Annotated in this window: 19 protein-coding genes; 11 read left to right on the forward strand and 8 right to left on the reverse strand. The window is 64.9% G+C overall.

Translation table 11 applies throughout. The features are described from left to right. Positions 1-35: 35 nt before the first annotated feature. Entirely contained in the window at positions 36-1,196 is a 1,161-nt protein-coding gene (locus BQ7391_RS04605) for an alanine racemase (protein WP_075279505.1), read from the forward strand. A gap of 20 nt (positions 1,197-1,216) precedes the next feature. Beyond that, positions 1,217-2,446: a phosphopentomutase gene (locus BQ7391_RS04610; RefSeq protein WP_200799577.1), complete on the forward strand. Its 1,230-nt coding sequence runs from the start codon at positions 1,217-1,219 to the stop codon at positions 2,444-2,446. A gap of 162 nt (positions 2,447-2,608) precedes the next feature. Here the strand turns inward: BQ7391_RS04610 and yihA are convergent, their stop codons facing one another. Continuing rightward, positions 2,609-3,199, reverse strand: a complete 591-nt coding sequence (gene yihA / locus BQ7391_RS04615; protein WP_075279507.1) for a ribosome biogenesis GTP-binding protein YihA/YsxC — start codon at positions 3,197-3,199, stop codon at positions 2,609-2,611. 307 nt (positions 3,200-3,506) lie between these two features. Between yihA and BQ7391_RS04620 the strand changes: the two genes are divergently transcribed. Next, positions 3,507-4,322, forward strand: coding sequence for a fructosamine kinase family protein (locus BQ7391_RS04620; RefSeq protein ID WP_075279508.1), 816 nt, complete (start codon positions 3,507-3,509; stop codon positions 4,320-4,322). A 100-nt stretch (positions 4,323-4,422) separates the two neighbouring features. Here BQ7391_RS04620 and BQ7391_RS04625 read toward each other — a convergent pair whose 3' ends face one another. The 3 genes from BQ7391_RS04625 to BQ7391_RS04635 all read right to left on the reverse strand — a co-directional run bounded on the left by BQ7391_RS04625 (position 4,423) and on the right by BQ7391_RS04635 (position 9,250). Further along, positions 4,423-5,619, reverse strand: a complete 1,197-nt coding sequence (locus tag BQ7391_RS04625) for an MFS transporter (protein ID WP_075279509.1) — start codon at positions 5,617-5,619, stop codon at positions 4,423-4,425. A 71-nt stretch (positions 5,620-5,690) separates the two neighbouring features. Then, positions 5,691-6,935, reverse strand: a complete 1,245-nt coding sequence (locus tag BQ7391_RS04630; protein WP_075279510.1) for an ATP-binding protein — start codon at positions 6,933-6,935, stop codon at positions 5,691-5,693. A gap of 194 nt (positions 6,936-7,129) precedes the next feature. Then, entirely contained in the window at positions 7,130-9,250 is a 2,121-nt protein-coding gene (locus BQ7391_RS04635; protein WP_075279511.1) for a HelD family protein, read from the reverse strand. A gap of 302 nt (positions 9,251-9,552) precedes the next feature. Here BQ7391_RS04635 and BQ7391_RS04640 point away from each other — a divergent pair, with 302 nt between their 5' ends. Then, the gene (locus BQ7391_RS04640; protein ID WP_075279512.1) at positions 9,553-11,346 is read left to right on the forward strand and encodes a DUF2264 domain-containing protein; all 1,794 of its coding nucleotides are present in this window, start codon (positions 9,553-9,555) and stop codon (positions 11,344-11,346) included. Between the two features lie 123 nt (positions 11,347-11,469). Here the strand turns inward: BQ7391_RS04640 and BQ7391_RS04645 are convergent, their stop codons facing one another. Then, on the reverse strand, positions 11,470-12,480 hold the full coding sequence (locus BQ7391_RS04645) for a LacI family DNA-binding transcriptional regulator (protein WP_075279513.1): 1,011 nt from the start codon (positions 12,478-12,480) through the stop codon (positions 11,470-11,472). A 239-nt stretch (positions 12,481-12,719) separates the two neighbouring features. Beyond that, on the reverse strand, positions 12,720-13,361 hold the full coding sequence (locus tag BQ7391_RS04650; protein WP_075279514.1) for an RpiB/LacA/LacB family sugar-phosphate isomerase: 642 nt from the start codon (positions 13,359-13,361) through the stop codon (positions 12,720-12,722). A 268-nt stretch (positions 13,362-13,629) separates the two neighbouring features. Here BQ7391_RS04650 and BQ7391_RS04655 point away from each other — a divergent pair, with 268 nt between their 5' ends. The 6 genes from BQ7391_RS04655 to BQ7391_RS04680 all read left to right on the forward strand — a co-directional run bounded on the left by BQ7391_RS04655 (position 13,630) and on the right by BQ7391_RS04680 (position 22,270). Further along, positions 13,630-14,817: a glycoside hydrolase family 88 protein gene (locus tag BQ7391_RS04655; RefSeq protein ID WP_075279515.1), complete on the forward strand. Its 1,188-nt coding sequence runs from the start codon at positions 13,630-13,632 to the stop codon at positions 14,815-14,817. A gap of 9 nt (positions 14,818-14,826) precedes the next feature. Further along, positions 14,827-15,321 (forward strand): PTS sugar transporter subunit IIB, encoded by a 495-nt coding sequence (locus BQ7391_RS04660; RefSeq protein WP_075279516.1) that lies wholly within the window; start codon positions 14,827-14,829, stop codon positions 15,319-15,321. Between the two features lie 70 nt (positions 15,322-15,391). Continuing rightward, positions 15,392-16,180 carry a PTS mannose/fructose/sorbose/N-acetylgalactosamine transporter subunit IIC gene (locus tag BQ7391_RS04665; RefSeq protein WP_075279517.1) on the forward strand — a complete coding sequence of 263 codons (789 nt, stop codon included), beginning with the start codon at positions 15,392-15,394 and terminating at the stop codon, positions 16,178-16,180. After that, complete coding sequence (locus BQ7391_RS04670) at positions 16,167-16,991, forward strand: PTS system mannose/fructose/sorbose family transporter subunit IID (RefSeq protein ID WP_075279518.1); 825 nt, start codon at positions 16,167-16,169, stop codon at positions 16,989-16,991. The genes BQ7391_RS04665 and BQ7391_RS04670 overlap by 14 nt, the downstream gene beginning before the upstream one ends. Positions 16,992-17,236: 245 nt before the next feature. Then, positions 17,237-20,278 (forward strand): polysaccharide lyase family 8 super-sandwich domain-containing protein, encoded by a 3,042-nt coding sequence (locus BQ7391_RS04675; RefSeq protein ID WP_075279519.1) that lies wholly within the window; start codon positions 17,237-17,239, stop codon positions 20,276-20,278. 12 nt (positions 20,279-20,290) lie between these two features. Further along, positions 20,291-22,270, forward strand: coding sequence for a heparinase II/III domain-containing protein (locus BQ7391_RS04680; RefSeq protein WP_075279520.1), 1,980 nt, complete (start codon positions 20,291-20,293; stop codon positions 22,268-22,270). 248 nt (positions 22,271-22,518) lie between these two features. Here the strand turns inward: BQ7391_RS04680 and BQ7391_RS04685 are convergent, their stop codons facing one another. Together BQ7391_RS04685 and BQ7391_RS04690 are read right to left on the reverse strand one after the other, a co-directional pair. Beyond that, a complete protein-coding gene (locus BQ7391_RS04685) occupies positions 22,519-23,319 on the reverse strand; it encodes a hypothetical protein (RefSeq protein ID WP_075279521.1) in 801 nt (266 codons plus the stop codon). Between the two features lie 84 nt (positions 23,320-23,403). Continuing rightward, entirely contained in the window at positions 23,404-24,237 is an 834-nt protein-coding gene (locus tag BQ7391_RS04690) for a gluconate 5-dehydrogenase (protein WP_083662102.1), read from the reverse strand. Positions 24,238-24,512: 275 nt separating this feature from the next. On the opposite strand from BQ7391_RS04690, the gene BQ7391_RS04695 reads away from it, so the two are divergent. Next, positions 24,513-25,514, forward strand: a complete 1,002-nt coding sequence (locus BQ7391_RS04695) for a DUF362 domain-containing protein (RefSeq protein ID WP_075279522.1) — start codon at positions 24,513-24,515, stop codon at positions 25,512-25,514. Positions 25,515-25,535: the final 21 nt, after the last annotated feature.

A 25,535-nucleotide genomic window follows, 5' to 3' on the forward strand; every position in this document is an offset into this window, starting at 1 on the left:
CGTTCTCTCGCTACGCATCCGGCAAGGGAGATCACATGTTTCTGGACAGACTGCTTGAGACAAATCGGGCACTCGCCGAGCTTGCCCTCTCCTGGGTGGGTGACGGTACCATCCTGCCCGACACCTACCTCATCGATCTTGATGCCCTGCGCGAGAACGCACGGGCGATGAAAGGCGAGGCGGACGCGCGAGGCATCACTCTTTACTTCATGCTCAAGCAGCTGGGGAGAAACCCGGTCGTGGCGCGTTGTCTGGTCGAGCTGGGTTTTGCAGGGGCCGTGTGCGTTGACTTCCGCGAGGCGCTCGTCATGGTCGACAACAAAATCCCCCTCGGCAATGTGGGACATCTTGTTCAGACTCCGCGCTCGGCCCTGCGTCGCATTGTTGGGGCGCATCCCGACATCATGACGGTCTACTCAGTGGAGAAGGCCGCTGAGATTGGCGCCGTAGCCCGCGAGCTGGGGCTTGTTCAGCCCATCATGCTGCGAGTAATCGGCGAGGGGGACCTCCTCTACTCGGGTCAGTACGGTGGCTTCAGGCTGCGTGAGCTTGAGCAAGTCGCCTCGGAGATGGAGGCCATAGAGGGGGTTCGTCTGGCCGGTGTCTGCTCGTTCCCCTGCCTGCTCTATTCCGAGAAGGACGGCGACATCGTGGAACTCTCTAATGCGGGGACAGTTCGTGCCGCGGCATCTCTGCTTGAGGCTCGTGGTCATCGTGGCCTCCAGCTCAACATGCCCTCTGCAAGCTGCTGCCACTCTATTCCCCTCGTTGCGCGTCTCGGGGGCACGCACATGGAGCCTGGTCATGGGCTTACGGGCACGACGCCCTATCATGCCGCTCATCCGGATGCCCAAGAGCGCGTGGCCTACGCGTACACAAGCGAGGTGAGCCACAACTTAGATGGCCGCGCGTACTGCTATGCCGGCGGTCACTACCGGCGCAGCCATCTGGCGAACGCCCTCGTTGGCTCCTCTGTTGATGAGGGGCGTCACGTGCGGGTGACGCCGCCTACCGACGAGAGCATCGACTATCACTTTGAACTTTCAGAACCGTGCCGGGTGAGCGATCCCGTTCTCATGTGCTTCAGAACGCAGCTCTTTGTGACGCGCAGCGAGGTAGCCGTGGTGAGCGGTCTCTCCTCGGGCAGCCCCGTGCTCGAGGGAATCTTCGACACGCAGGGGCACCGGCTGAGGTAGCAGCACAGAGAGGAGGCATGGTGGAGCGCGGAAAGTTTGTCATCATCGTGCTGGACGGCTTTGGCGTGGGGCAGATGCCCGATGTGGCCGAGGTCCGCCCTGAGGACCTGGGGGCCAATACCTGCGCGCACATTTTCGAGCGTATGCCCAGCCTGAGGCTTCCCAACCTGGCGGCACTGGGGCTGGCGAACGCAGTGGGGCAAGAGTTCCCGGGGCTGCCGGCGGCGCCGGACGCGACCTGGGGACGGGCCACCCTCACGCACCAGGGGGCGGACACATTCTACGGGCATCAGGAGATTATGGGGACCAAGCCGCCTGTTCCGCTTACGGAGCCCATACAGGTGGCAGTTGACGACATCGCGCTCGCGCTTGAGCGCGCGGGCTTCTCAACGCGGCTGTACACCTCGGAGACCTCAGGTCTGCGCTTCGTAATCGTCAACGAGTCATGCACCGTTGCCGACAATGTGGAGTGTGACCCGGGGCAGGCATTCAACGTGACGGCCGCCCTCGATGACATGGACTTCGAGACCGAGCTTGCGATCGGTCGCATCGTGCGCGGCATCGCGCGGACGCCAAGGGTCATCACCTTCGGCGGGCGTGGTGTGCATCTGGACAACCTGCTCGCGGCAGTGGAGGAGCACGATGGCTTCATTGGCGTGAACGCGCCGGCCTCCGGGGTCTACAACAACGACTACCACTGCATCCATATGGGTTACGGCGTGGACGAGCGGGTGCAGGTACCCTATATCCTCGGCTCTCGAGGCATAGACGTCCACCTGCTTGGAAAGGTTGCCGACGTCTGCGCCAACCGCTTCGGCGAGTCGGAGTCCATTGTTGACACGCGGGAGGTGCTCGAGCGCACCCTTGACCTCGTACAGGCTCCGGGTTCGGGCTTCATCTGCGCTAATGTGCAGGAGACCGACCTTATGGGGCATCGTGAGAACGTGGCGGGCTATGCCGAGAAGCTTCGTGTGGCCGACGAGCTCATCGGGCGGATTCGCGCGGCGCTCGCGCCCCGGGACGTGCTCGTGGTCATGGCAGACCACGGCAACGATCCTACGATTGGCCATCCACACCATACGCGCGAGTACGTTCCGCTGCTCATAGCGCGCGACGGTGCGCCTTCTGGCAGCGTGGGTACGCGCTCGACGCTTTCGGATGTGGGCGCGACGGCGGCGGACTACTTCGGTGCCCCTGCACCGCAGAACGGCACGAGCTTTCTGGGCCGCGTCATGATTTCTGCGTCATGAGACAAGGGGCGCCCGGCGCGCCATTGGGGGTGGCGCGCCGGACTGAAAAGAAGAGGCGTACCCGAAGAACGCGAGGCTCTGCGGAGACGTCCTGATGCGATAATAGCCAATTTTTGATTTTCTGGCATCTCGGCCTTATGTAAATTGGGGACAGTCCCCAATTTACAGGCAGGCGTCGGCGATGCGGCGACGCAGATCGTCGACGCCCTGGCCGGTCTCCGAGGAGGTCACGACTACCTGGTCGCGCTCGATGTCGAGCTGTCGTGCGATAGAGGCCGCCTGCTGAGCCTGCTTTGATCGTCCGAGCTTGTCGGCCTTGGTGAGCGCTACCACGAAGGGAAGGCCGCTCTCGCGCAGGAAGCCCACCATCTCGTGGTCGAGCCGCTGGGCGTCATGCCTGATGTCAACGAGCGCAATCACGAGGTTGAAGCTGCGCTCCTGCGCAAAGTAACCGGAGATGAGGTCCGCCCAGCGCTGCTTCTCCTTCTGGGACACCTTGGCAAAGCCGTAGCCGGGCAGGTCGACGAACCGGATGCCGTCAACCTCGAAGAAGTTGATGTTCGCCGTCTTTCCCGGCGTGCTTGAGACCTTGACGAGTCCCTTGCGGTTAAAGAGCTTGTTGAGCAGGGAGGACTTGCCTACGTTGGAGCGCCCGGCAACCGCGACCTCGGGGGTGGTCGACTCGGGAAGCTGTGCCACGGTGCCATAGGAGGCCTCGAAGCGCGCGGTCTGATAGTTGATGCTGCCGGCCATGGTGGTCCTTTCTCGATGCGGTGCAATGACCCATTGTACTTTGAGCCAGACGACGTCGGGCTGTGCAGTCAGGGGGATAGTGCGAAGAAACGCGGCTCCCGCATGCAATCAGGGGGATAGTGCGAAGGTGTTTCGCCCTCTCGCGGAGTAGTGGTTGGAGGAGCAACTGGCCTTTTGTGAAGGAGTGCGTCCTCCTCGGATGCCAAATGGGCCGAGAGGCCATAGAATGGCTTCGCACTATCCCGGCGATTGCATGCGGGAGCCGCGTTTCTTCGCACTATCCCCCTGACTGCATGGAGGAGGCCGCATGGGAGATGAAGCCTTTGTCAAGACGGCTGGCTTTGGCGATAACCTGCCGGGTGAGGCAGCCGCCCTACGCTGGCTCGCAGAGGCGGAGCCGCTCGGTGGCCTCCGCGTCGTACGCGTGCTGAGCGTGACGGAGGAAGAGCTCGTTGAGGAGCGCGTCGAGACGGGCGCCCCCTCGGCGTCGGCTGCCCGCAGGATCGGTGCGGCACTCGCGCGGACGCATGCGGCCGGCGCGCCCTGGCTCGGCTGCGCTCCAGCTGGATGGTCGGGCGACCCGTGGTGCGGCCGGGCGCGCACCCCCTACGTTGCGCGCGAGGACGCGTCGGACGCCTGGGGATCGTTCTTTGCCGAACATCGAATTATGAACTATGTGCGTGTCCTCGTCGATCGAGGGGACTTCAACGATGGGGAGGCTGCGGTGCTGGAGCGGGTGGCCGGACGGCTCTTCGCGGGGGAGTTCGATGCTCCGCAACCCGCGCTCGTGCGCTCGTCGGGCCTCCCGTGCGCCCGCCTGCACGGCGACCTCTGGGCGGGAAACGTGCTCTGGGATGCAGTGCGCACCGCCCCCACCGGGGGCGTCCTCATCGATCCGATGGCCTATGGCGGCCATGCCGAGACCGACCTCGCGATGCTCGCGCTCTTCGGCTACCCGTTCCTCGACGAGGTGATCGCGGGATACGACGAGGTGTCGCCCCTCGCGGATGGCTGGCGGGAGCGGGTGGGAATCCACCAGCTCGCACCGCTGCTCCTGCACTGCGTGCTCTTCGGTGGCTGGTATCTCGCCGAGACCATGACGGTGGCGCGACGCTACGCATGATGTCATGGCCGGGGATGGCGCGCGTCCTGCCTGACGGGGACCGCATGCGCCCACCTGGCGAGAAGAGCCTCGCGCAGGGTGAGTGCGGGGCCCGCTTTGCCTATGCGCGCTCGCGCCGCGCGAGCGCGCAGGTGCCGATGACGGTCTGGGCCACGAGCGCGACGCCGGCGCAGGCCCAGAGCGCGAGGTAGCCGCCGGCGCCGATGGCAATCTGCCCGAGCACGGACCCTACGCCGCCGCCCGCAAAGACGCCGAGGCCGATGAGCCCCGTGCAGAGTCCCGTCTGGGATGGGTCGACGTCCATGGAGAGCGAGACGAGCGTGGGCTGGACGAGGATGTATCCGAGTCCCAGGCAGGCCGCGGCACCGAGCGCGGGGGCCCACGATCCGGTCAGCGTGGACGCGGCGAGGAAGATGACGGCGCAGAGCCCCGAGACCTCGCCCGCCTGAATCACGCGGAGCAGCCCTCCGCGCGCGGCGATACGGCCCGAGATGGTCCCGCCCACGAGGCACGCGACGCCATAGAACATCATGAGAAGGCCGGAGGCGGTGGAGGATAGTCCGCAGCGCTCTGAGAGAAACGTCCCCATGAAACCATAGACGCCGAGGTAGATGATGCCGGTCGAACATGCGGTGAGATAGATCGCGCGTCCCTGTCGGAAGAAGAGGCGCGCTGCGCGCTCGAGGAAGTCCCGAGCCTCGCCCAGGGGCGAGCGCTGCTCCTCGACCGCGGGGAGGGCCTCGGAGATTCCGCGCAGGCGCAGCAGGCAGAGCCAGGCGAGCAGGCCGAGCACGCCAAAAGAGGCAAAGGCCGCCCGCCAGCCCACGAGGTCCGTGATGAGGCCGCCAAGTCCCGCGGAGAGCCCCTGCCCAGTAAAGGTGATGCCCATGAGAAGGCCGACGGCGCCGGCGCGCTCCTCGGCTGGGACGACGTCGCCGACGAGCGCCTGCGAGACCGAGATGATGCCGGCGGCAAAGCAGCCGGTGAGGATTCGCGCCGCCACGAGAGCCTCGAGCGTCGGCGCCGCGGCACACACGACCGTGCTTATCGCCAGCCCCAGGACGATGACGCGCAGAAGCCTCTGGCGACCGACGCGGTCCCCGATGGCGCCGCAAACCGGCTGAAGCATTCCGTAGGGAACGAGGTACGCCGTGAGCACCACGGCGGCGACGGACGGCGCTACGGCGAGCGTCTGGGCTATGGCGGGCAGCGCCGGCGAGACGAACCAGTTGTCCGCAGCCGAGACCAGTCCGCAGAATCCCAGCGTGATGACAACACTTCTCTGATTGACCGTCATGGGTGCCCCCTCCCGCGCTCCTTTTTCGACAGTCAACCATAACGCAAGCTGACGCCAGCGGCACATCGCGCTCAGGACGTGCGGAGCAGCGCGTCTACAAGGGCGTTGTCCTCTGGGTCGGGCGACCCCAACGGCAGGCCGCATGCCTCGAAGAAGTGGCTGCCGGCGAACTGCCGCGCGCGGAAGGTGCCGTGCGCGCCGTCGTCGAGATAGCGGACGCGTGAGAGGCAGTCGGTCGTGGCGCAGTAGAGCACGCCATGGCGCTCGGCGTAGGTGAGGTAGGTCTCGTTGTCCGACCAAAGGGTCACGCCAGCCATGTTCTCAAGCTCGTAGGCCACGGCGTATTCGCGCCATGCGATGCCCCGGGCGCGCGCATAGCGGTCGAGCAGCGATGCCATCCTCGTCACGCGGCCGAGGGTCGCGGGCGCGTCGATGAGCTGGGCGTCCACGGCGGGAGGAAAGAGCGCGCGCGACGCCAGCACGTCGAGGGCGGAATCGCGATCCTCCCCGTCGAGGAGGACGGCGGGCACCGATAGCTTGATCGACTCGTCAGGAAAGAGCTCGATGGCGGAGTGTGGGACCACCGTCTCGTCACGTGCCGGGATGCGAAAGACGAGGCTGTCGTGCGCGTGCTGGACGCGGCAGTCGAGCCCCTGGCGCTCAAAGGCGCGGCGCATGGCGCGGGCGTGCTCGCCGTCCCTCTCGCGTGAGAAGGAGTCGCCGGTCATGCGACCCATGCGGAAGAGGTAGAGGTTGAAGAGCGGCAATCCGTCACCGCCCATGGGGTAGTGGACGGTTCGCTTGCAGAACATTCGGACCTCGAGACGCCGGCGCGTGGCCTTGTCGTAGAGGTCGACGAGCGCAGTGCCGGCAGCGGGCCCCGAGGTCGAGCCCTCGCGGATCTCAACGACGCCGTCCGCCACGTAGGGAGGAAAGTCGCCCTCGAAGACCTGAACGAGAATGACCCCCTGCTCAGGTGCGACCGGGTTGGCCACGAAGCGCGCGTCAAAGCGCGGGGCGGGGGAGACGTGGCGCCGGCAGAGTTCGCCGATAATCTGGCTGACGTCTGCCTTGGGGCGCGGTATCGGGCAGACGCCCTTCTCGGCATCCGAGATGCCAATGACGAGCCAGCCTCCTCGCGAGTTGGCGAACGACGCCACCACCTTCGGGACCTTTCGTCGCACGCTTGGCGAGAAGGACTGCTTGAACTCTAGGGCAAAGCCCTCATCGTAGTCCGCGAGCTGCGCGAGGTCGGCGTACTCCACGTCCGCGAGCTCCTTGGGCATGCCCTGCCTATCATGAAACGGGCTGAACATGGGGTCTCCTAGGGGGACGGCGCCATTCCGCTGATGAAGCTGGTTATCGACAGCGTAGCACGTTCTTGGGGATGGCCCCGCAGAGGGCGTGCAAAGGGGGCGGGCGTGCAAAGGGGACAGGCACTTTTGCACGCTGAGTTCATAGCGTGCAAAAGTGCCTGTCCCCTTTGCACGCCCTCTGCGGGGCGCTTCGGCTAGCCGAGCAATGGCGTGAGCGGACCCTGGGCGAGCACGGTCACGCGGTGCATCGCGCGGGAGAGCGCGGTGTAGAGGCGCCGGCGCGCGAGCGGAGTGTCCGGATAGACCTCTGCCTGCGCGTCGGGCACGATCACGTGATCGAACTCCAGCCCCTTGGCTACGCGCAGGGAGAGCAGCACCACGCCCTCGGCAGGCAGGTCGGAGTTTTTGCCCAGCACGCAGACGGCATCGCCGAGCTGCTTCGCAAGCCAGCTCACGCGAGCGTCCGACTCGGCGATGACGGCCGTGAGGCCCTCGGCGGGCTCAGCCACGGCCGCGCGAAGCGCCTCGAGGTAGGCGTCCTTCTCGTCAAACGCCCGGACGTCGGGCTTGACGCCGGCGCGCTGCACGGAGGTGAGGCGCCTGCGCTCGTCTGGCTCCAGAAGGCCGCAGAAGAGCTCCGTGATCTCCGGCGAGGAGCGGTAGCTCGTGAGCAGGCGGCACTCGTCCACGCTGCCATGGCTTTCGCGGAAGATCTCTGCGATCTGCGGGAACGTTGCCGTGCCCTCCATGATGGCCTGGTGCTCGTCCCCCAGAAGCAGGAAGTGCGCGCGCGAGAAGTGCCGCGAGAGCACCATGAGCTGGGCCTCGGTGTAGTCCTGGACCTCGTCCACCATAACGAAGCGCGCGGACTTGTCACCCGTGCCGGTGAAGAGCAGCCGCAGGTAGAGCCACTCGGTCGCGGACAGGGCGCGCTGGTCGAGCAGGCGCATGCCGATACGGTCGAAGCGGATCCACGAGAGGCGCTCGATCTCATCGTGCGCACCCGCGTAGCGCTGCTCCACGAGGCGGCGCGCGTAGGCGGTGACCTCGTCGTCATCGTCGGGGGAGATGGTCTCGCCGAAGACCTCGACCTGCTGCTCGACGTCCATCTCGAGCATCTCCTCCTGGATCTCGTCGCTCTTCGAGAGCTGCGTGAAGCGCCGCTCCAGCCGGTCGTGGAGCTCGTCCTTCACGAGTGCGGTGAAGCGCGGTCCGATGGGGAATTGCGAGAACTTCTCCGCGGCGCCCTGGACCTGGCCCGCCTTGAGGAGAACCTCCCCCGCAAAGCGAATCTCGCGGAGGTCGTCCGGCTCGAGCGCGAGATCGGCCACGGCCTCGTCAAGGCGGCGTAGGGACTCGGGCGCGGTGTCCACCCCGAGGTCGCGCTCGCCCGCGCCCTGCGCCTCGACGAATGCGCGCCAGGTGAACGTTTGCGGGTTGGCCTCGCCCATGGAGGGCAGGACCGTGTCGATGTAGTGCTCGAAGACGTCGTTGGGCGTGAAGAGCCAGACCTGGTCAGGCGAGAGGGTCTTGCGCTCCTGGTAGAGCAGGTATGCGATGCGCTGCAGCAGCACGGACGTCTTTCCGGAGCCCGCGATGCCGTTGACCAGCAGCACGGGCACGTCCTCGTGGCGCACGACCTCGTTCTGCTCGCGTTGGATCGTGGCCGTGATGGCCTGGAGCTTCTCGGTGTGGTGCTTCTTGAGAGCGCCCAGCAGGAGCGAGTCCTGGATCGCGATGGTGGTGTCGAAGTAGGAGTTGAGCTGGTCGCGCACGATGTCGAACTGCCGGCGAAGCGTCAGGTTCACGGTGCGGACCTTGCCGTCCACCTCGTAGCTGGTGGGGCCCATCTCCTGGTTGTAGTAGGTCTCGGCAACGGGGGAGCGCCAGTCCACCACGAGCGGGCGGCTGCGCTCGTCGGTCATGCCCGCGGTGCCGATGTAGACGTCGCGCGGGGGGCGACCCGGGCGCATCTCGAGCGTGACCTTGGCAAAGTAGGGCTGCATGAGCAGCAGCATCACGCGGCGGAGCTTGTCCACGTTGAAGTCGTGGTACTGGTTGTAGGCGTCGATGACGGAGTTCAGCGTCTCGATGGCGGCGAGCGTCTCGATGGTCTCGTCAGCGCCTCCGAAGTCCAGGCGCACCTCCTCGCTCATGGCGATGAGGTCCTGCTTGGCGCCCTGGTGGTTGGACTCCAGGTCCTGGGATATGTCGTCGCGAATCTTGAGGAGCTTGGCGTAGAGATCCGTGAGGTGGGCCTGCTCCTGCTGGAAGATCGGGTCATCGCCGTGGGTGACGTCGACGCTCTCGGGCATTGCGCTCCCTCCGTTGCGCGGAATAACGAGCTATCAATGATACGCCATCGCGCGTGACGCGCGTCAGCCGGCCGTGCAAAGGGGACCGTGCAAAGGGGACAGTCACTTTTGCACGGGCGGACCGTGCAAAAGTGACTGTCCCCTTTGCACGGTCCCCTTTGCACGAGGCTCGGCGAGCGGCGGGCGACAAGGTGCGCGCGGTCCCAGTCGGGCTCCGTCCGGCGGTAAGCGCGCCAGGATGATTCTGTCGTGCTATCGTGTCACTAAACGTTTACGAAAACCGAGACGCGGGAGGAGCAGACATGACGCGGCGCCATCGGGACTTGAGCACGCGCGACGATCTGATCGCATGGCTGCGCGGCCTTCTTCCAGATCCGTATGCCTATCCTGCGACCTCGGGATCGACCTACGACGAGGACGTCCGGCGCTTCGAGTGGGTGGCACGCCCGCTCTGGGCGGTCTTCTCGCTCCTCGCCTCGGGGGAATATGACGAGGAGCTCGTGGAGCCGTACATCCGTCGAGTCAAGGACGGCCTCGACCCCGAGGGCCCGCTTGCCTTCCCGGAGCCCACGCTCCCGCGTCGCCAGATCATCGTGGAGATGGAGGTGTTCGGCTACGGGCTTCTCGTGTGTCCCGAGGGGCTCCTCTCGCGCCTTACCCTCGCGGAGCGTGACCGCCTGGTCGCCTGGCTTAACCTCGCCAACGGGGTGGACCTTCCGTGGGGCGGCTGGTTCTGCTCCCGCGTGCTCGTAAACGCGGGGCTCGCCGCGGCCGGCCTGCCGTACGACGCCGAGCGGCTTGCCCTTGACCTGCGCTCGATCGAGTCGATGTATGCGGGCGACGGGTGGTACGAGAACGGCCGGCCGTTCCAGCGCGATCACTACATCGGCCTCTCCTTCCACTTTGTCCTCCTGCTGCTGCGCCGGTTTGCGCCCGAGGCGTGCCCGCTGCCGGATGAGGAGGCGCGCGCCGCCGCCTTCGAGCGGGACTACGTTTCGTGGTTTGACCAGCAGGGCCGCTCGGTCCCGTTTGGGCGCAGCATCTTCTATCGCTTCGGTCACGGCTGCTTCTGGGCGGCGGAGGCCCTCACGGGGACGCACTCCCTGGACCTCGGCGAGGTGAAGCGCCTGCTCATGCAGCACCTACGCTGGTGGCATGCGCATCTGGTCCCGACGTCCGGCCCGCTTGCGCCCGGATACGGCTACCCCAACCTCTCCCTCGTGGAGAACTACTGCTCGCCCGCCTCCCCCGCGCGAGCCCTTCGCTCGCTCGTGGTGCTGGCGCTCCCGGCCTCAGACGAGTTCTGGTCCATCGCCGAGCGCGAGCCCGTGCGCGAGCCCGTGCGCGCGGAGCCAGGGCCCGGCGTCCTCGCCGTGAGCGGGCCTCACCACAGCTACCTGCTCTCCGCCACGCAGTTTGGCGGGCCCACGGTCTCGGGCGGGATGTCGCGATATGGCAAGCTCTGCTATTCGTCCGCCTTTGGGTGGAACATCTCGCGCGATGTCTGCGGTCTCTCCTACTTTGCCGTCGACTCGTGCCTGGCGCTCTCCATAGCGGGGCTTGACCAATATGTCTCGCGCGATCGCGTTGACATGGGGGAGGTGCGCGAGGGCTTCGCTCACACCCTCTGGCGCTACGCGTCCATCGCACAGGTGGAGACCTGGCTCATCCCGGTGAACGAGTCTACGCACGTGCGCATCCACCATGTTGAGTCGTCAAGCTCTCTTGACGTCTGCGAGGGTGCGTTCCCGCTCTTCGGCTGGAACCCCAAGGAGGATGTTCCCGAGGAGGAGCGCGACGGCGCCGTGCTGCTCTCGCGCGTGTCCGAGGCAGGCCGTCTCTGGCGCTCGGGCATCGTGGACGCGCGAGCGTGTGACGACACCCTCGAGCGCTCCGTCGAGGAGGCTGGGCTTGCCGACATCATGCATGGCGTCCTGTGGAGCGACCGCGACGCGGATGTTGTGCTTCAGGACCCCAACACCAACATCTATAGCTGCGAGCGGAGTGCCGTCCCGGTGCTGAGGGCGCGGATTACCGCAGGGACCACGTGGCTTGCCTGCGTGGTCTGCGGCGAGCCGGGGTATCCGGCTAAGTAGCCGGGGACGGCACCCGGGAACAGCGCGCGCCCAAGGAAATCGTGCGTCTCCTCATCAGGTGGAACGCGTGACTCGACTGGCTTGAGTGCGTTACGGGCCCTTTGACCGTCGAACAACAGCTCGCTACATCGTGGTGGAGCGCCACCGGACGTTGCAGTCAAGCTCCTGGTGGACGGTCTTCTTCTCGTCGCTTTCCAGCAGCTCGAGCAGGATGCGGGCGGCCTCGCGCCCCTCCTCGAAGGCGGGCTGCTCGATGGCGGTGACGCTCGGCGAGGCAACGCTCGTCCAGTCGAAGTTGTCAAAGCCCACGAGGCCCACCTTGTTGGGCATGAGCGGATAGAACTCGCGCATGGCCACGTAGATTTCTGGCAGGGCCCAGCAGTTGGGGGCAAAGACGAGGGTTGGGGTCTCGCCGTCGATGTTGGCGCGAAGGAACTGGAGGAGGGCCTCCGAGTCGATCTCTCCCGGGGCTATCTCGAACTGGGTGAAGCCGGTCCCCTCCTTCTCGAGCGCGTCGACAAAGCCGGAGAAGCGCTCGATGCGCGAGCTCAGGAGCTGCGGGGCGGCGGCGACCAGCAGGAAGCGGCGGTAGCCGCGCTCCACGCAGGACTTCACCGTGCGGTAGGTGGCCTCGTAGTTGTCCGTCTTCACCCAGCTCGAGGTGTAGTCGTAGTACTTGGAGTCAAAGAAGACGAGCTTCTTGCCCGCGGCCTCGATGTCGTCCGCGACGGTCTTGAACTGGGAGGTGGGCTGCACGATGAAGCCGTCCACGCCAAGCGCGAGCAGGCGGTCGATGTAGGCGCGCTCGCCGTCGGCGCTGTAGTTGGACGAGCAGCAGAGCAGGCGGTAGCCGGCCTTGTCCACCACCGAGCCGATTCCCTTGACGATGCGGTTGGAGAACTCGTTGGTCACGTCGCCGATGATGACGCCGATGAGCTTAGAGCTCTTGGCGTTCATGCCGCGCGCGAGGGGGTTGGGCTCGTAGCCGGTCTTCTCAATCGCCCTCTTGATGCGCTTCTGGGTGTCCTCGGACATGCGCTCGGTCTTGCCGTTGAGATAGAACGAGACGGTGGTCTTCGACGTCTCCGCCATCTCGGCGATGTCCTTGATGGTGATGCGTCTCTTCTGCGCCATGATGCTCTTCGCGCTCCCCACTACGTCCGGCCCGGGATGTTTAGTAAACATAGTTTACTCAATTCGCGGCAGCTGGGAACGCAAATATGCCCCCAACAAAACGCTTACATATCAGTTGGCGTGGGCGTGATGCGCGGGGCACAAAAAGGCGGGCGACCCGAGGGCCGCCCGCGGCAGGGCGCAGAAGGGCGAGAAGAACCCGCGTCTTCCGCATGTAAGATCGCGCTTTCGGCGCTGGCCTAGAGACCCAGGATCTCCTTGACCTTGGCGACGATGGCCTCGTCGGTGGCGTTGGCGAAGAAGTACTCCTGGAAGTGCTCGCCGGAGAGGGCGCCCTTCACGAGCTCGGGGTCAAGCGCGTCGAGGATCTCAGTCAGCGGCTTGAAGGCCGCGGCGCGCACGCCGTCAAGGATCTTCTTGTTGCGCTGCTCGGGAACCACGCGGTCGGCGGGGTAGCCGTTGCCGGAGCCAAAGCCAAAGAGCTTCTCGAAGGTGTACTCGAGGTTGAGCTCCTGGCCCCAGCCGTTCTTGAGGGCAAACGGCATGGCCACGGCGTTGCCGTCGTTGACCTGGGCGAAGGTGTAGGCGTCAAGCGGGTCGGCCACGTGGCCGCACAGCACGCCCGGGAAGCTGTTGCAGGCGAGCATGGCGCCCTCGCCGGTGCCGCAGCCGGTGACCACGTAGTCGGCGGCGCCGGAGTTGATGAGGACGGCGGCGAGGATGCCGTTCTGCACGTAGGTGAGGGGGTTGGAGCCCTCCTCGGCATACATGCCGTAGTTGAACACGGTGTGGCCCATGGGCTCGACGACCTTCTTGAGGGCGGCCTCGATCATGGGGTTCTTGGCGTTCTGGCTGTTCTCGTTGATGAGGGCGATTTTCATGGGTCTCAAATCCTTCCTTCCGCGGTCCGGTGCGCTCCCTGAGAGGAAACGTAATCAGAACCAGAGTAAGAGCAAAACTAGTTTTGTCAACAGTTACGGCCGAGAGACCCGCTCACCGAGAAACACGGACCGTTTACGTGATTAAAAACCTGACCGTCTTGTTCCCCTAGCTGCCATCTTCTATAAACGGTGGCGAAATAAACCGGTTTATAATAAACTGGACCGGAAAGAAGCGGGGAGTGGAACGAGGCAGGAAGGGACGGTAGGGATGGCTCACGTGAACACGGAGAAGATTGCCGATCGCGAGCGGTGGCTCTCGGTCGAGCCCCTGACCAAGGAGGAGGTCGATCGCGGCCTGGCCTGCTGCCTCGCCCAGATTGACGCCAACATGGAGGCCTTCGGCACGAGGTTTCCCTGGTCTGCCACCAAGGGCCTCGAGTACCCGGTCATTGACTGCATCGAGTGGACCGACGGCTTCTGGACCGGCCTTCTCTGGCTCGCCTACGAGGTGACGGGGGACGAGAAGTACCGCGACCGCGCCCTCGAGAACGTCCAGAGCTTCAAGCACCGCGTCGAGAACCGCATCGAGCTCGATCACCATGACCTCGGCTTCCTCTATGTGCCCTCCTGCGTGGCGGCCTATCGCCTCACCGGCAGCGAGGACGCCCGCACCGCCGCCCTTCTCGCCGCCGACAAGCTCATGGAGCGCTGGCAGCCCAAGGGCAAGTTCCTGCAGGCCTGGGGTCCCATGGACAGCCCCGAGCACTACCGCTTCATCATTGACTGCATGCTCAACCTGCCGATTCTCTACTTTGCCTCCGAGGAGACCGGCGACACGCACTACCGTGACGTCTCCCGCATGCACTTCGACACGACGGTGAACAACATCATCCGCGAGGACGGCAGCGCCTTCCACACGTTCTATATGAACCCCGAGACCGGCGGCCCCGACCACGGCGCCACCCGTCAGGGCTACTCCGACGACTCCGCGTGGGCCCGTGGCCAAGCCTGGGGCATCTACGGTATCCCGCTGAACATGCGTCACCTGAACGACCGCAAGTACCTCGACACCTGGCGCGCGATGGCGAACTACTTCATCAACCGCCTTCCCGAGGACTCCATCTGCTACTGGGACCTCATCTTCGGCGACGGCTCCGGCCAGTCCCGCGACTCCAGCGCCGCCGCCGCGGCCGCCTGCGGGTTCATGGAGGTCGCGCCCATGCTTCCCGTTGACGACCCCGACGCGCCCGTCTATGCCGGCGTCACCGCGCAGATGATGCGCTCCCTCATCAACTCGTACACCTCCGAGGACCACGCGCCCCTGCGCCCCATCCTCTATCACGGCGTCTACAGCTGGCACTCCGGCAAGGGCGTCGACGAGGGCAACATCTGGGGCGACTACTACTTCATGGAAGCCCTGGTTCGCAGCGCCAAGAGCTGGAACCCGTACTGGTAGGAGGAAGAAATGGCAACACCCAACATCGTTATGACCCGCATCGACGAGCGTCTCGTCCACGGTCAGGGCCAGCTCTGGATCAAGTCCCTGGGAGTCAACACCGTCATCGTGGCCAACGACGAGGCGGCTGGCGACAAGATGGCCCAGACCCTCATGAAGACGGTCATCCCCGGCAACATCGCCATGCGCTTCTTCACGCTGCAGAAGACGATTGACATCATCCACAAGGCCGCTCCCGCGCAGCGCATCTTCCTGCTCGTGAAGAACCCGGCCGACGCGCTCACCCTCGTCGAGGGCGGCGTGCCCGTGACCGAGATCAACGTCGGCAACATCCACAACGCCGACGGCAAGGAGAAGGTCACTCGCTCCATCTTCGTTGGCGCCGAGGACAAGGCCGCCATTCTCGCCATGGCCGACAAGGGCGTCAAGTTCAACACCAAGACCACCCCGTCCGGCGCTGACGGCGCGGCCGAGGTCGACATCGTGGAGTTCTGCAGGAAGTAGCCCCTGCTGAGCATACCGCCCGCCAAGGGGAGGGCGGAACGTAGTGTCAGGTAGGAAAAAAGGAGGGAACGTGGAGATCTCGTTCATCCAGGCCATTCTGATTGGCCTCTGGACAGCAGTCTGCTGGAGCGGCATGCTGTTCGGAATCTACACCAACCGCAGCCTCGTGCTGGCGTTCGGTGTGGGCGTCATCCTCGGCGACATCCCGACGGCGCTTGGCGTCGGCGCGGTGGCCGAGCTCGCATTCATGGGCTTTGGCGTCGGTGCCGGCGGCACCGTCCCGCCCAACGCCATCGGCCCCGGCATCGTGGGCACCCTGATGGCCATCACCACCGAGGGCGTCACCCCGGAGAGCGCGCTTGCCCTCTCCATCCCGTTCGCGGTTGCCATTCAGTTCCTGCAGACCGCCATCTACACGGCCTGCTCCGGTAACCAGGAGGCCGCTGCCCGCGCCCTCGCCGCCAACAAGCTTGGCAAGTACCGCTTCGTCTGCAACATCACCGTGATCCTGTTCGCCGTGGGCGGCTTCCTGCTCGGCTTCTTCGCCGCCTTCGCGATGCCGGCCCTCCAGGTCGTCATCGAGGCCATCCCCGAGTGGCTCACCTCGGGCCTCTCCGTCGCCGGCGGCATGCTGCCCGCCATCGGCTTCGCGATGATCATGAGCGTCATGCTCACCAAGGAGTTCATCCCCTTCGCGCTGCTCGGCTACATCTGCGCCGGCTACCTCGGGATCCCGACGGTCGGCATCGCCATGGTTGGCCTCGTGTTCGCCCTCAAGCACTACTTTGAAGTGAAGAAGCAGGAGGAGCTCGCTCCCGCTGCCGCCACCGAGGAGGTCAGCCACGATGACTGGATCTAACGAGAAGAAGCTCGTCAAGGGCGATTACACCAAGACGATGATTCGTGCCTGGCTGCTGCAGAACGGCTTCAACTACAGCAACTACCAGGGCAATGGCTACTCCTATGTCGTCTATCCCGCTCTCAAGAAGATTCACGGCAGCAACAAGGAGGCCCTGTGCAAGGACCTCGCCGATAACTGCGAGTTCTACAACACGAACCCGAACCTGCTGCCGTTTGTGACGTCGCTTCACCTGGCCATGGCCGACGAGGGCGTCCCCTACAGCGAGATCCGTGGTCTCAAGATGGCTCTCATGGGCCCGCTTGCCGGCATCGGCGACTCGCTCTCCCAGTTCTGCCTTGCCCCGCTCTACTCGACGATCTTCTCGTCGCTTGCCATGCAGGGCATGGCCTTCGCGCCGGTGGGCTTCTTCCTCGCCATCAACGCGACGCTGCTCGCCATCAAGTACGTGATGATGAACCTGGGCCACAAGCTCGGCACCTCCGTCATCGACACGCTGTCCAAGTCCATGGGCCTCATCTCCGAGTGCGCCAGCATGGTCGGCGTCACGGTCATCACCGGCCTCGCCGCCACGTTCGTCAAGATGAACGTGAACATCGAGTTCGCGGCTGGAGCCGCCGAGGAGGGCGTCAAGCAGTCCACCGTGAGCATCCAGGGCATGCTCGACAACATCGCCCCGAAGCTGCTCCCGATGCTGTATCTGCTCCTCATGTACTACCTCATCAAGAAGCGCAACTGGAACACCTACCAGCTCGTCATCCTGACGATCATCGTCGGCGTGGTGCTTTCCGTCTGCGGCATCCTCGTCTAGTCGGCTAGCCGAGAACTTGACAAGGGGGGCGCTTCGCCGCTGGTGCGGGGCGTCCCCCTTGGCATACCGATGAAGTGCCTGTTGACTGTCGGAAAGGGAGCAGAGGAGCCCCTCCGACACGAAATGAAGGGGAGAGTATGGAGCAAGTTCCATTTAGGGTCGGCTGGCGACCCAGCCTATGCCGTGCGGGAGCAGTTGGCCTGCTGACGCTTTCTCTTGCGGGTGCCGGAGTTGCGCTCGCGCCTGTGACCGCCCTTGCCGAGGGAGAGGCGGAGGGCATCGTCGAGACCTACGGAGTCGAGCAGAGCATGTCTCTGACCACGCGTCAGTTCCGCTTTGCTGACGACGGGGGCCAGGATGCGGACTCGCTTGTCTGGGAGAGCTCTGATGAGGCGGTTGCCACGGTAAACGAGGAGGGCCTCGTCACCGCTGTTGCGCCGGGCACGGCGACCATTACCGCCTCTGGCGAGTCGGGGGTTGTTTCCACGACTGAGGTTACCGTTGCCGAGCCTGAATACAGCGCGGATTATGATCTTATGCAGGACCGCTGGCTGCGCCGCATCGTGGGTTCCACGCCGAGCGAGGGTCCGCTCGACATGTCCGATGACGCCCTGGTGAGCTATGCCAACAAGCAGCTTGCCGACGCGCAGGGCAACTGGAACACGGTCGAGAGGGACGAGGACGGTAACGCCACGTGCTGGGAGAGAATCGCCTCTGACAGCGATTCGGCGAACTTCACCTCGCAGCTCAAGAAGCTCCGACCGCTCGTCATCGCCTTTGGCATGAACCTCGAGGGCAACGACCTCTACCAGAATCGTGCGCTCTACGAGGACATCATGAGCGTGCTTGACTACTTTGTGAGCCCGAGTGGAATGGACTACGGCTCTCAGAGTAAGGATTGGACGGAGTTTAACAGCACTGGCGTGGTCAGCAACTGGTGGGACTGGCAGATTGGCTGCCCGGGCCGCCTTGCCGACATGCTCATCGTCATGTCTGACTACTGTGACTACGAGACGATCGATCCGGTCGTTGATGCGGTCGGCAAGTACTGCCAGGAGCCCGAGAAGCAGCTCAATGCGGCGAGCGGCTGGGTCACCTCGACCGGCTCCAACCGCACCGACATCGCCAATGCCATGATGGGCATGGCGATCGTATCTCATGACGGCGCCGAGAAGCTTGTTCTTGTCGACGAGCAGGTTCCCACGGTACTGCAGGAGGTCACCACCGGTGATGGCATCTACGCCGACGGCTCCATCGTGCAGCACACCGCACAGGCCTATACCGGCAGCTATGGCAACGAGCTCATCAAGGGCGTTGCCAAGATCACGGCTATCCTCGCAGACACCGAGTGGGCGTTCGATGATCCGGGAATCTACAACCTCTATAATGCCGTGTCCACGGGTTACATCCCGCTTATGCATGGCTCTGAGATGATGTCGATGGTCAACGGCCGCGCTGCCGCGCGCGTCCAGGACACCGCCCCCTACAGCTCTGAGAAGTACTGGGGCAACGAGACCATCGCTAACCTGCTCAACATCGCTCAGTCCGCCCCGGAGCCCTACAAGACAGAGTTCCTCTCCGTCATTAAGGGCTGGCTGCTCGACGCCGGCGACTTCTACTTCGACAACGCGCGCGACTTCGATGCGATGCTTCTCGCCAAGGACCTCCTCAATGATCCTAGCATCGCGGCGACGACCTACGAGGGAATGCGCGTATTCGGCTCGATGGACCGCGTCGTCCAACAGACTGGCGACTATGCGGCGGGTCTCAGCATGTACTCCACGCGCATCTATAACTACGAGTGCATGAATGGCGAGAACAAGCATGGCTGGCACCAGGGCGATGGCGTGCTCTATGTCTATACTGACGATGACGCTTATGACATCGGCTACTGGGCGACGGTTGACCCCTATCGACTGCCGGGCACCACGGTCGACACCCGAGAGCTTCCGGGCGATTTGGACATCCCCATGTACTCCACCCAGGATTGGGTTGGCGGAGTGACCGATGGCAGCAACGGCGCCGCCGGCATGAGCTTCGACACCTCTAACCTCGTCGATGCGGAGAAGAACAACCTTGGCATGGATCTTGTCGCCAAGAAGTCCTACTTCTTCCTCGACGGCAAGATTGTCGAGCTGGGGGCTGGCATCAACGGAACAACCAACGCCACGATTGAGACCACGGTCGAGAACCGCATGATGGCCTCGGCTGACGCTGCCGTGACCATTGATGGCACCGCTTGGAGTGGCGAGAAGACCGTTGAGCTGGAGGATGGCGGCTACGTGACGCTTGCCGGCACTACCGAGAACTCCGCAATGGGCTATTACTTCATCGACGGCACGACCGTTGAGGTGTCCAAGGAGACCCGGTCGGGCTCCTATGCCGAAATCAACGACTCGTTTCCGTATGACGAGGAGTTCACGCGCTCCTACTTCAAGCTTGGCATCAATCACGGCAAGTCCGTTGAGAACGGCACCTACGGCTTCATCGTGATGCCCGGCGCCTCGACCGACTCCATGGCTGCCTATTCCGCCAACCCCACGGTCGAGGTTCTCTCTAACACGCCTGAGGTGCAGGCGGTTCGTGATAGAGCCACCGGTGCCATCGCTGCCAACGTGTGGGCCGAGGGCGGAGCAACTGTTGGCGGAATCACCGTCAACGGCCCTGCCTCTATCTATGCCGTCGAGCAGGATGGTGTCCTCAAGGTCTACGTGAGCGATCCGACCCACCTCTCCAGCAGCGTGACCGTCAAGGTCGATAACGTTGCCGGCACCGTCTCCCTTGACGATACCGTGACCGATAATCTTGATGGCACCTATACGGCGGGCGTTGGCGGGACGGCCGGTGCCACGCACGCTTTCGAGGTTCGGCTTGCCGAGCGGGTGAGCACCGACGACCTCGAGGCCGCCATTGACCGGGCGAATTCGCTCAACGCGTCCGACTATACCCCTGAGTCTTGGGCCGCCCTCCAGGCCGCCCTCGCTCAGGCAAACGCTGCCCTTGCCTCGGGCGATCAGGCTTCCGTTGACAGCGCCCTCGCAGCGCTGAATAACGCTATCTCCGCCCTCAAGCCCGCGGCGGGCACGGAGCCGGGCGGCAGCGATGACTCCGGAACCAGCAACAGGCCTGCCGGGACGACGGGCTCTGGTAAGAACGATGGCAAGCCGAGCCACGAGAAGGTCCCCGAGACGGGGGACGCGGCCATCTCCGTAGCGCCGGTTGCGGCCGTGGGTGCCGCCGCCCTCGCTACCGCCCTGGTGGCCCGCAAGGCCGGTAAGCGCGAGTAGTAGGGAGAAGCTATGAACCTTGGGGCAATTCGCGAGAGGCTGCGGAAGACCGCTGCGCTCATGCGCGTGGGGGAGATGGGCGAGCGCCTTGCGGGGCGCGACCTCAGCGTTCTTCTCGCCCGCGCTGACGAAGTCATGGCGGACACCTACACCTTCTCAAAGACGTGGGACATGGAGCGCTGCCGCGTGCCCTTCACGCTGCCGGCCGGCGCCTATGACTGGAACGTCGTCAACAACGACGACGAAGAGTGGTGCTTCATGCTCAACCGCATGGATTACCTCGAGGACCTCGCACTCGTCTCGCTGGTGAGGGGTGACGCGTCCTATGCCGAGAAGGCGGCCCGGCTCATTGAGTCCTGGGTGGACGCGCACCCCTCGATCGTGCCCGAGCTCTCCACGCGCACGCTCGACACAGGCATCCGCATCCGCTCGATGGTGTGCGTGCTTCCGGCCCTCGACGCGATGGGCGTTCTCACGGACGAGCTGCTGGAGAAGGCCGTCCGCAGCGTACGCGACCAGATCGCCTCTCTGCGCGAGCGCTACCTTCCCAAATACGAGACCAGCAACTGGGGCAGCATCCAGACGCTCGCGGTCCTCACGGTCCTCGCCACGCTCGAGGACGACCCCACCTCCGACTCCGATTGGGTCTGGGCGCAGGAGCGCGCCGAGTCCCAGATGACAGCGCAGGTCTACCCCGACGGCATCGACTGGGAGCAGTCCACGATGTACCACGTCGAGGTGCTGCTGTACTCGCTGCGTGCCCTTCATGTCCTGGAGGCGCAGGGCGCCCCGGTTCCGCGCGGCCTGCGCTCCGCGGCAGAGCGGCTCTCTCGTGCCCTCGCGGCGCAGATGATGCCCAATGGCTGCATTGATGCACAGGGCGACTCCGACCGCACCGACGTCCGGGGCCTCATGGCCCTGTGCGCGGGCGTGCTCGGTGACGGCGCGCTTGCCGTTGCCTCCGGCCGAACCAGGCTCGACGCGAGCGACGTCTTTGCCTTTGGCTGCGACGTCGAGGACGCCCTCGCCGCATGCGCGGCGCAGGCTGGCGAGACCCTCCCGCTCACCTTTGACGGCGAGGACTCCGGCCTCTTTGTGGCGCGCTCGTCCTGGGGTGCGGACGCCAGCCTCACCGAGTTCTCCTCCGGGCCCCTGGGCTCCGGCCACGGGCACTCGGACAACCTGCACGTGACCGCCGTCTATCACGGCGCGCCCGTGCTCGTTGACGGTGGGCGCTACACCTATCGCGAGGACTCTCCGGAGCGCCCGTACCTCAAGGGGCCGCTCGCCCATAACGTCCCGCTGCTGGACGGTCGCTCGAGCTGCGTGCCCGAGGGCAGCTGGGGGTACTCCGACTTTGGATACCCGCTCAAGACCTACGCGCGCCACGCGGGCGACGCCCACTACTTCGAGGGCGCCCTCGTGGGGCATGGGCCGCTGCACGTCCTCGTGCGCAAGCTCGTGGCGCTGGACTGCGGCATCTGGGTCTGCGCGGACGAGGCCCTGGCGGAAGGGGGGCACGAGCTTGTCTCGCGGTTCCACTTTGATCCTGAGGCGCGCGTGGAGGCTGCGGATGCGGGCTGCCGCGTCATCTGCCCCGCCGGCGAGCTGACGCTCGGCTCAACGGGCGCGCTCTCCTGTGGTCGCGAGGACATCTCGCTCGACTACAACGCCCTGAGCGAGGCGGACCTCGTCGAGGCCCGCTCCGCGCTCTCCGGGAGGGGCGGCCAGCTTTGGTGGCTATCCTCGGCGGACGTGCGCGTGAGCCCCGCCCAGGTGCTCCGCGGCGGCTCCGAGCCCGTCGACCCGGCGCTTGCCGAGGCTGTGCGCTTTGAGCTTCCCGGCGGGGAGTTCTACACCGTGGCCTTCTTCCATGGAGAGGCCTACACCGGCGTGAAGGCGTTCGCCCTCGAGGGCGTCTCCTTCCACGCCAAGACCGTCGTCGTCCACGGCGTCGGTGACGCGCGCGATCTCACCGTCCTCCGCGCCTAGCTGCCAGTTGGTGCTGCCGGTNCAATCCACAAAGGAGAAGAAAGGGCGCGGGGCTTTTTGTGAGACTCCTCCCCCCCCTCGAGTTCAGCCTGTTTTTTTTTTTTAAAGGTAAAAAAGAAGGGGGGGGGGGGGGGGAAAAGGTGGGTTTTGGGACGAGAGGGGGGGGGGGGGGGGGGGAGGCAGGAGAGGGGGGGGCCGGGGGGGGGGCCCGGGGGGGCCCGCCTCTGTTAATTGGGGACTGTCCCCAATTAACAGGTCAGGGTGCCCATGACGATGAGCTGGGTAAGGGCGGGGAACTCCGCTGGGTCATCGGCCTTCACCATGTCGGAGAGACGGATCCACTCGATGTCGCGACCATCCTCGCCAAGTGAGAAGCGCTGCGGCACGCCGGTCTTCTCCAGCTGCACGGTGAGCTCGAGGCCGTCCGAGCAGGTGAGCCTGGCCTGCCGCCACCAGGTGTCGTGCGGGAAGTCCGCGCGCAGGACGAGCACGGCCTCCTCGGCGTGGACCGGACGGCCAAAGTCCACCTGGAGCCAGGCGTCGTCGCGGCCGTTGATGCCCCAGGACTCGTAGGGCCAGCGTCCGTGGTGGATGCTCTGCCAGGTGCCGTCAATCGCGTTGCGCGCGATGAAGCGCGGATTGGTGGCGCCGGAGTTGGTGGTTGCGTGCGGGTAGACGCCCTCGGCGCCCTCGAGGTCATGCGCGTTGAGGGCGAGGTTGCGCCAGCTCTTGCGCTCGCGGGGGTCGAGCACGCGGGCATAGCCCCAGTGGGTGTCGCCGAGGAAGGCGTGGCTGGGGTACGAGTCGCGGGCGGGCCCAAAGGGGACCGGGAACTCGAGGTGCCCTTCGGTCAGATAGACGACGCTTGGGGGCAGGGACTCGTCGAGCATGACCTCGAGCTCGACGTTCTTCTCGTCCGAGGTGAGGACGAGGACGTCACCGGGCTGGTACTCGGCATAGCGGGTGTCGAGCTGCGCGAGGTCGGTGTCGGTCGAGGTCCCGCGCACGGCGCCGTCGGCACCGACGAGACTAAGGGTGAGCTGGGGCATTGCGACTCCTTCCTTAAATCGGGAAGCGCCGCAGGACGCGTTTGCGATCCTGCGGCGCTGGGAGATGACATCGGCTCAAAGCCCTTACTGGGGCTGCTTGCCGATGTAGGCGAGGATGCCGCCGTCGACGTAGATGACCTGGCCGTTGACGAAGCTGGAGGCGTCGGAGGCGAGGAAGACGGCGGTGCCCATGAGGTCGATCGGGGTGCCCCAGCGGGCGGCGGGAGTCTTGGCAACGATGAACTGGTCGAACGGGTGACGAGAGCCGTCGGGCTGGATCTCGCGCAGGGGCGCGGTCTGCGGCGTGGCGATGTAGCCCGGCCCGATGCCGTTGCACTGGATGTTGTGCTCGCCGAACTCGGAGCAGATGTTGCGGGTGAGCATCTTGAGGCCACCCTTGGCGGCGGCGTAGCCCGCGACGGTCTCACGGCCGAGCTCGCTCATCATGGAGCAGATGTTGATGATCTTGCCGTGGCCCTTCTCGATCATGCCGGGCAGCACGGCCTTGGAGACGATGAAGGGTGCGTTGAGGTCGACGTCCACGACCTGGCGGAAGTCCTCGGCGCTCATCTCGAGCATGGGGATGCGCTTGATGATGCCGGCGTTGTTGACGAGGATGTCCGGCGTGGTGCCGAAGTCGGCCTTGATGTCGGCGACGAGCTTCTCGACCTGCTCGACGTTGGTGACGTCGGCAACGTAGCCCTTGGCCTCGATCCCCTCGGCGGCATAGGCCTTCTCGCCCATCTCGGCCTTCTCGGCGTTGATGTCGTTGAAGGCGATCTTGGCGCCGGCCTTGGCGAGCGCGGTGGCGATGGCGAAGCCGATGCCGTAGGAGGCGCCGGTGACCAGGGCGACCTTGCCATCAAGACGGAAGCTGTCCATGCTGAACGTGCTGGGATCTGCATACTGCTCTGCCATGTGTCCTCCTTGTCGGATGGCCTTCTGTTGATTCTCAGTTAAGGACAGTAAACCGGTTTTGTCAACAGTAAAGGAAAAGTAGCTCCCGTGAGCGGTTGAGTTCAAATAATCTCTACAGTTCCCCTGCATTTTTCAAGATAATTGGGTGTGGTCAGTAAGTAAACCGATTTTCTATGGTTACCCAGGCGGCGCCGAGCCTCCCAGCGAATCACAAGTTACGCAACGTTTCCAAATCATATAATGAGAGACAAGGAGTGCTCAAAGAAGGAGGCATCATGTCCGAGAAGAACCCGCGGCCCGGCACCGGCGGCGAGCGCCGCGTCCCCTATGGGGACCGCACCGGGAACGAGTCGATCGTCTACTTCACGCGCGACCTCTCTGCGTCCGGGCTGAGGCGTGCCTACGAGCAGGTGAGCGCGCACATTGGCGGCAGGGTGGCCGTGAAGCTGCACACCGGGGAGCAGCACGGCCCCAACATCATCCCGCGCCCGTGGGTGGCCGAGCTGCTCGAGAGCGACCTCCCGGACGCCACTATCGTGGAGACCAACAGCTACTATGCCGGAGACCGCGACTCCACCGAGAAGCATCGCAGGACGCTCGAGGTCAACGGCTGGACGTTCGCACCGGTTGACATCATGGACGAGGAGGGTGCCGCTCTCTTCCCCGTGGAGGGCGGGAAGTGGTTCGACGAGGTGCACATGGGGTCACACCTCGCCGACTACGATTCCCTGCTCGTGCTCACGCACTTCAAGGGACACACCAAGGGCGGCTTTGGCGGCTCGGCAAAGAACATCGGCATCGGCTGCGCCGACGGCAAGATCGGCAAGCGGGAGATTCACACCACACCCGGCTCGGACGACATGTGGGACATCTCGAACGAGGAGTTCATGGAGCGCATGACGGAGTCCGCCAAGGCGGTCTGCGACCACTTCGGCGACAAGATCGCCTTCGTCAACGTGATGCGCAACATGTCCGTCTCCTGCGACTGCGAGGGCACGGCGGCCGAGCCCGTCGTGACCCCCAACGTGGGCATACTGGCCTCCACGGACATCCTGGCGATTGACCAGGCGTGCGTCGACCTCGTCTATGCGATGGGGGAGGAGGACCGCCACGCCCTGGTGGAGCGCATGGAGACCCGTCATGGGCTGCGCCAGCTCTCCTATATGAAGGAGCTTGGGATGGGCAACTGGCGCTACGTTCTTGTGGACCTCGACAACGGCGGGGCGCGCATCCTGCCCGAGGACGCCGTGGCGCACGTGACGCCGTTCGAGGGGTAGGACGCCGAGGCCCTTTCGTGC

The sequence above is a fragment of the Thermophilibacter provencensis genome, from assembly GCF_900128445.1.
Taxonomy (GTDB): Bacteria; Actinomycetota; Coriobacteriia; order Coriobacteriales; family Atopobiaceae; genus Thermophilibacter; species Thermophilibacter provencensis.

Coding starts and splice junctions, on each gene's coding strand:
- BQ7391_RS04625 (WP_075279509.1), bottom strand. CDS start 5,619: ATGACGGTCAATCAGAGAAGTGTTGTCATCACGCTGGGATTCTGCGGA.
- BQ7391_RS04660 (WP_075279516.1), top strand. CDS start 14,827: ATGGCAACACCCAACATCGTTATGACCCGCATCGACGAGCGTCTCGTC.
- BQ7391_RS04635 (WP_075279511.1), bottom strand. CDS start 9,250: ATGCCCGAGAGCGTCGACGTCACCCACGGCGATGACCCGATCTTCCAG.
- BQ7391_RS04670 (WP_075279518.1), top strand. CDS start 16,167: ATGACTGGATCTAACGAGAAGAAGCTCGTCAAGGGCGATTACACCAAG.
- BQ7391_RS04645 (WP_075279513.1), bottom strand. CDS start 12,480: ATGGCGCAGAAGAGACGCATCACCATCAAGGACATCGCCGAGATGGCG.
- BQ7391_RS04695 (WP_075279522.1), top strand. CDS start 24,513: ATGTCCGAGAAGAACCCGCGGCCCGGCACCGGCGGCGAGCGCCGCGTC.
- yihA (WP_075279507.1), bottom strand. CDS start 3,199: ATGGCCGGCAGCATCAACTATCAGACCGCGCGCTTCGAGGCCTCCTAT.
- BQ7391_RS04680 (WP_075279520.1), top strand. CDS start 20,291: ATGAACCTTGGGGCAATTCGCGAGAGGCTGCGGAAGACCGCTGCGCTC.
- BQ7391_RS04650 (WP_075279514.1), bottom strand. CDS start 13,361: ATGAAAATCGCCCTCATCAACGAGAACAGCCAGAACGCCAAGAACCCC.
- BQ7391_RS04685 (WP_075279521.1), bottom strand. CDS start 23,319: ATGCCCCAGCTCACCCTTAGTCTCGTCGGTGCCGACGGCGCCGTGCGC.
- BQ7391_RS04655 (WP_075279515.1), top strand. CDS start 13,630: ATGGCTCACGTGAACACGGAGAAGATTGCCGATCGCGAGCGGTGGCTC.
- BQ7391_RS04630 (WP_075279510.1), bottom strand. CDS start 6,935: ATGTTCAGCCCGTTTCATGATAGGCAGGGCATGCCCAAGGAGCTCGCG.
- BQ7391_RS04605 (WP_075279505.1), top strand. CDS start 36: ATGTTTCTGGACAGACTGCTTGAGACAAATCGGGCACTCGCCGAGCTT.
- BQ7391_RS04620 (WP_075279508.1), top strand. CDS start 3,507: ATGGGAGATGAAGCCTTTGTCAAGACGGCTGGCTTTGGCGATAACCTG.
- BQ7391_RS04640 (WP_075279512.1), top strand. CDS start 9,553: ATGACGCGGCGCCATCGGGACTTGAGCACGCGCGACGATCTGATCGCA.
- BQ7391_RS04690 (WP_083662102.1), bottom strand. CDS start 24,237: ATGGCAGAGCAGTATGCAGATCCCAGCACGTTCAGCATGGACAGCTTC.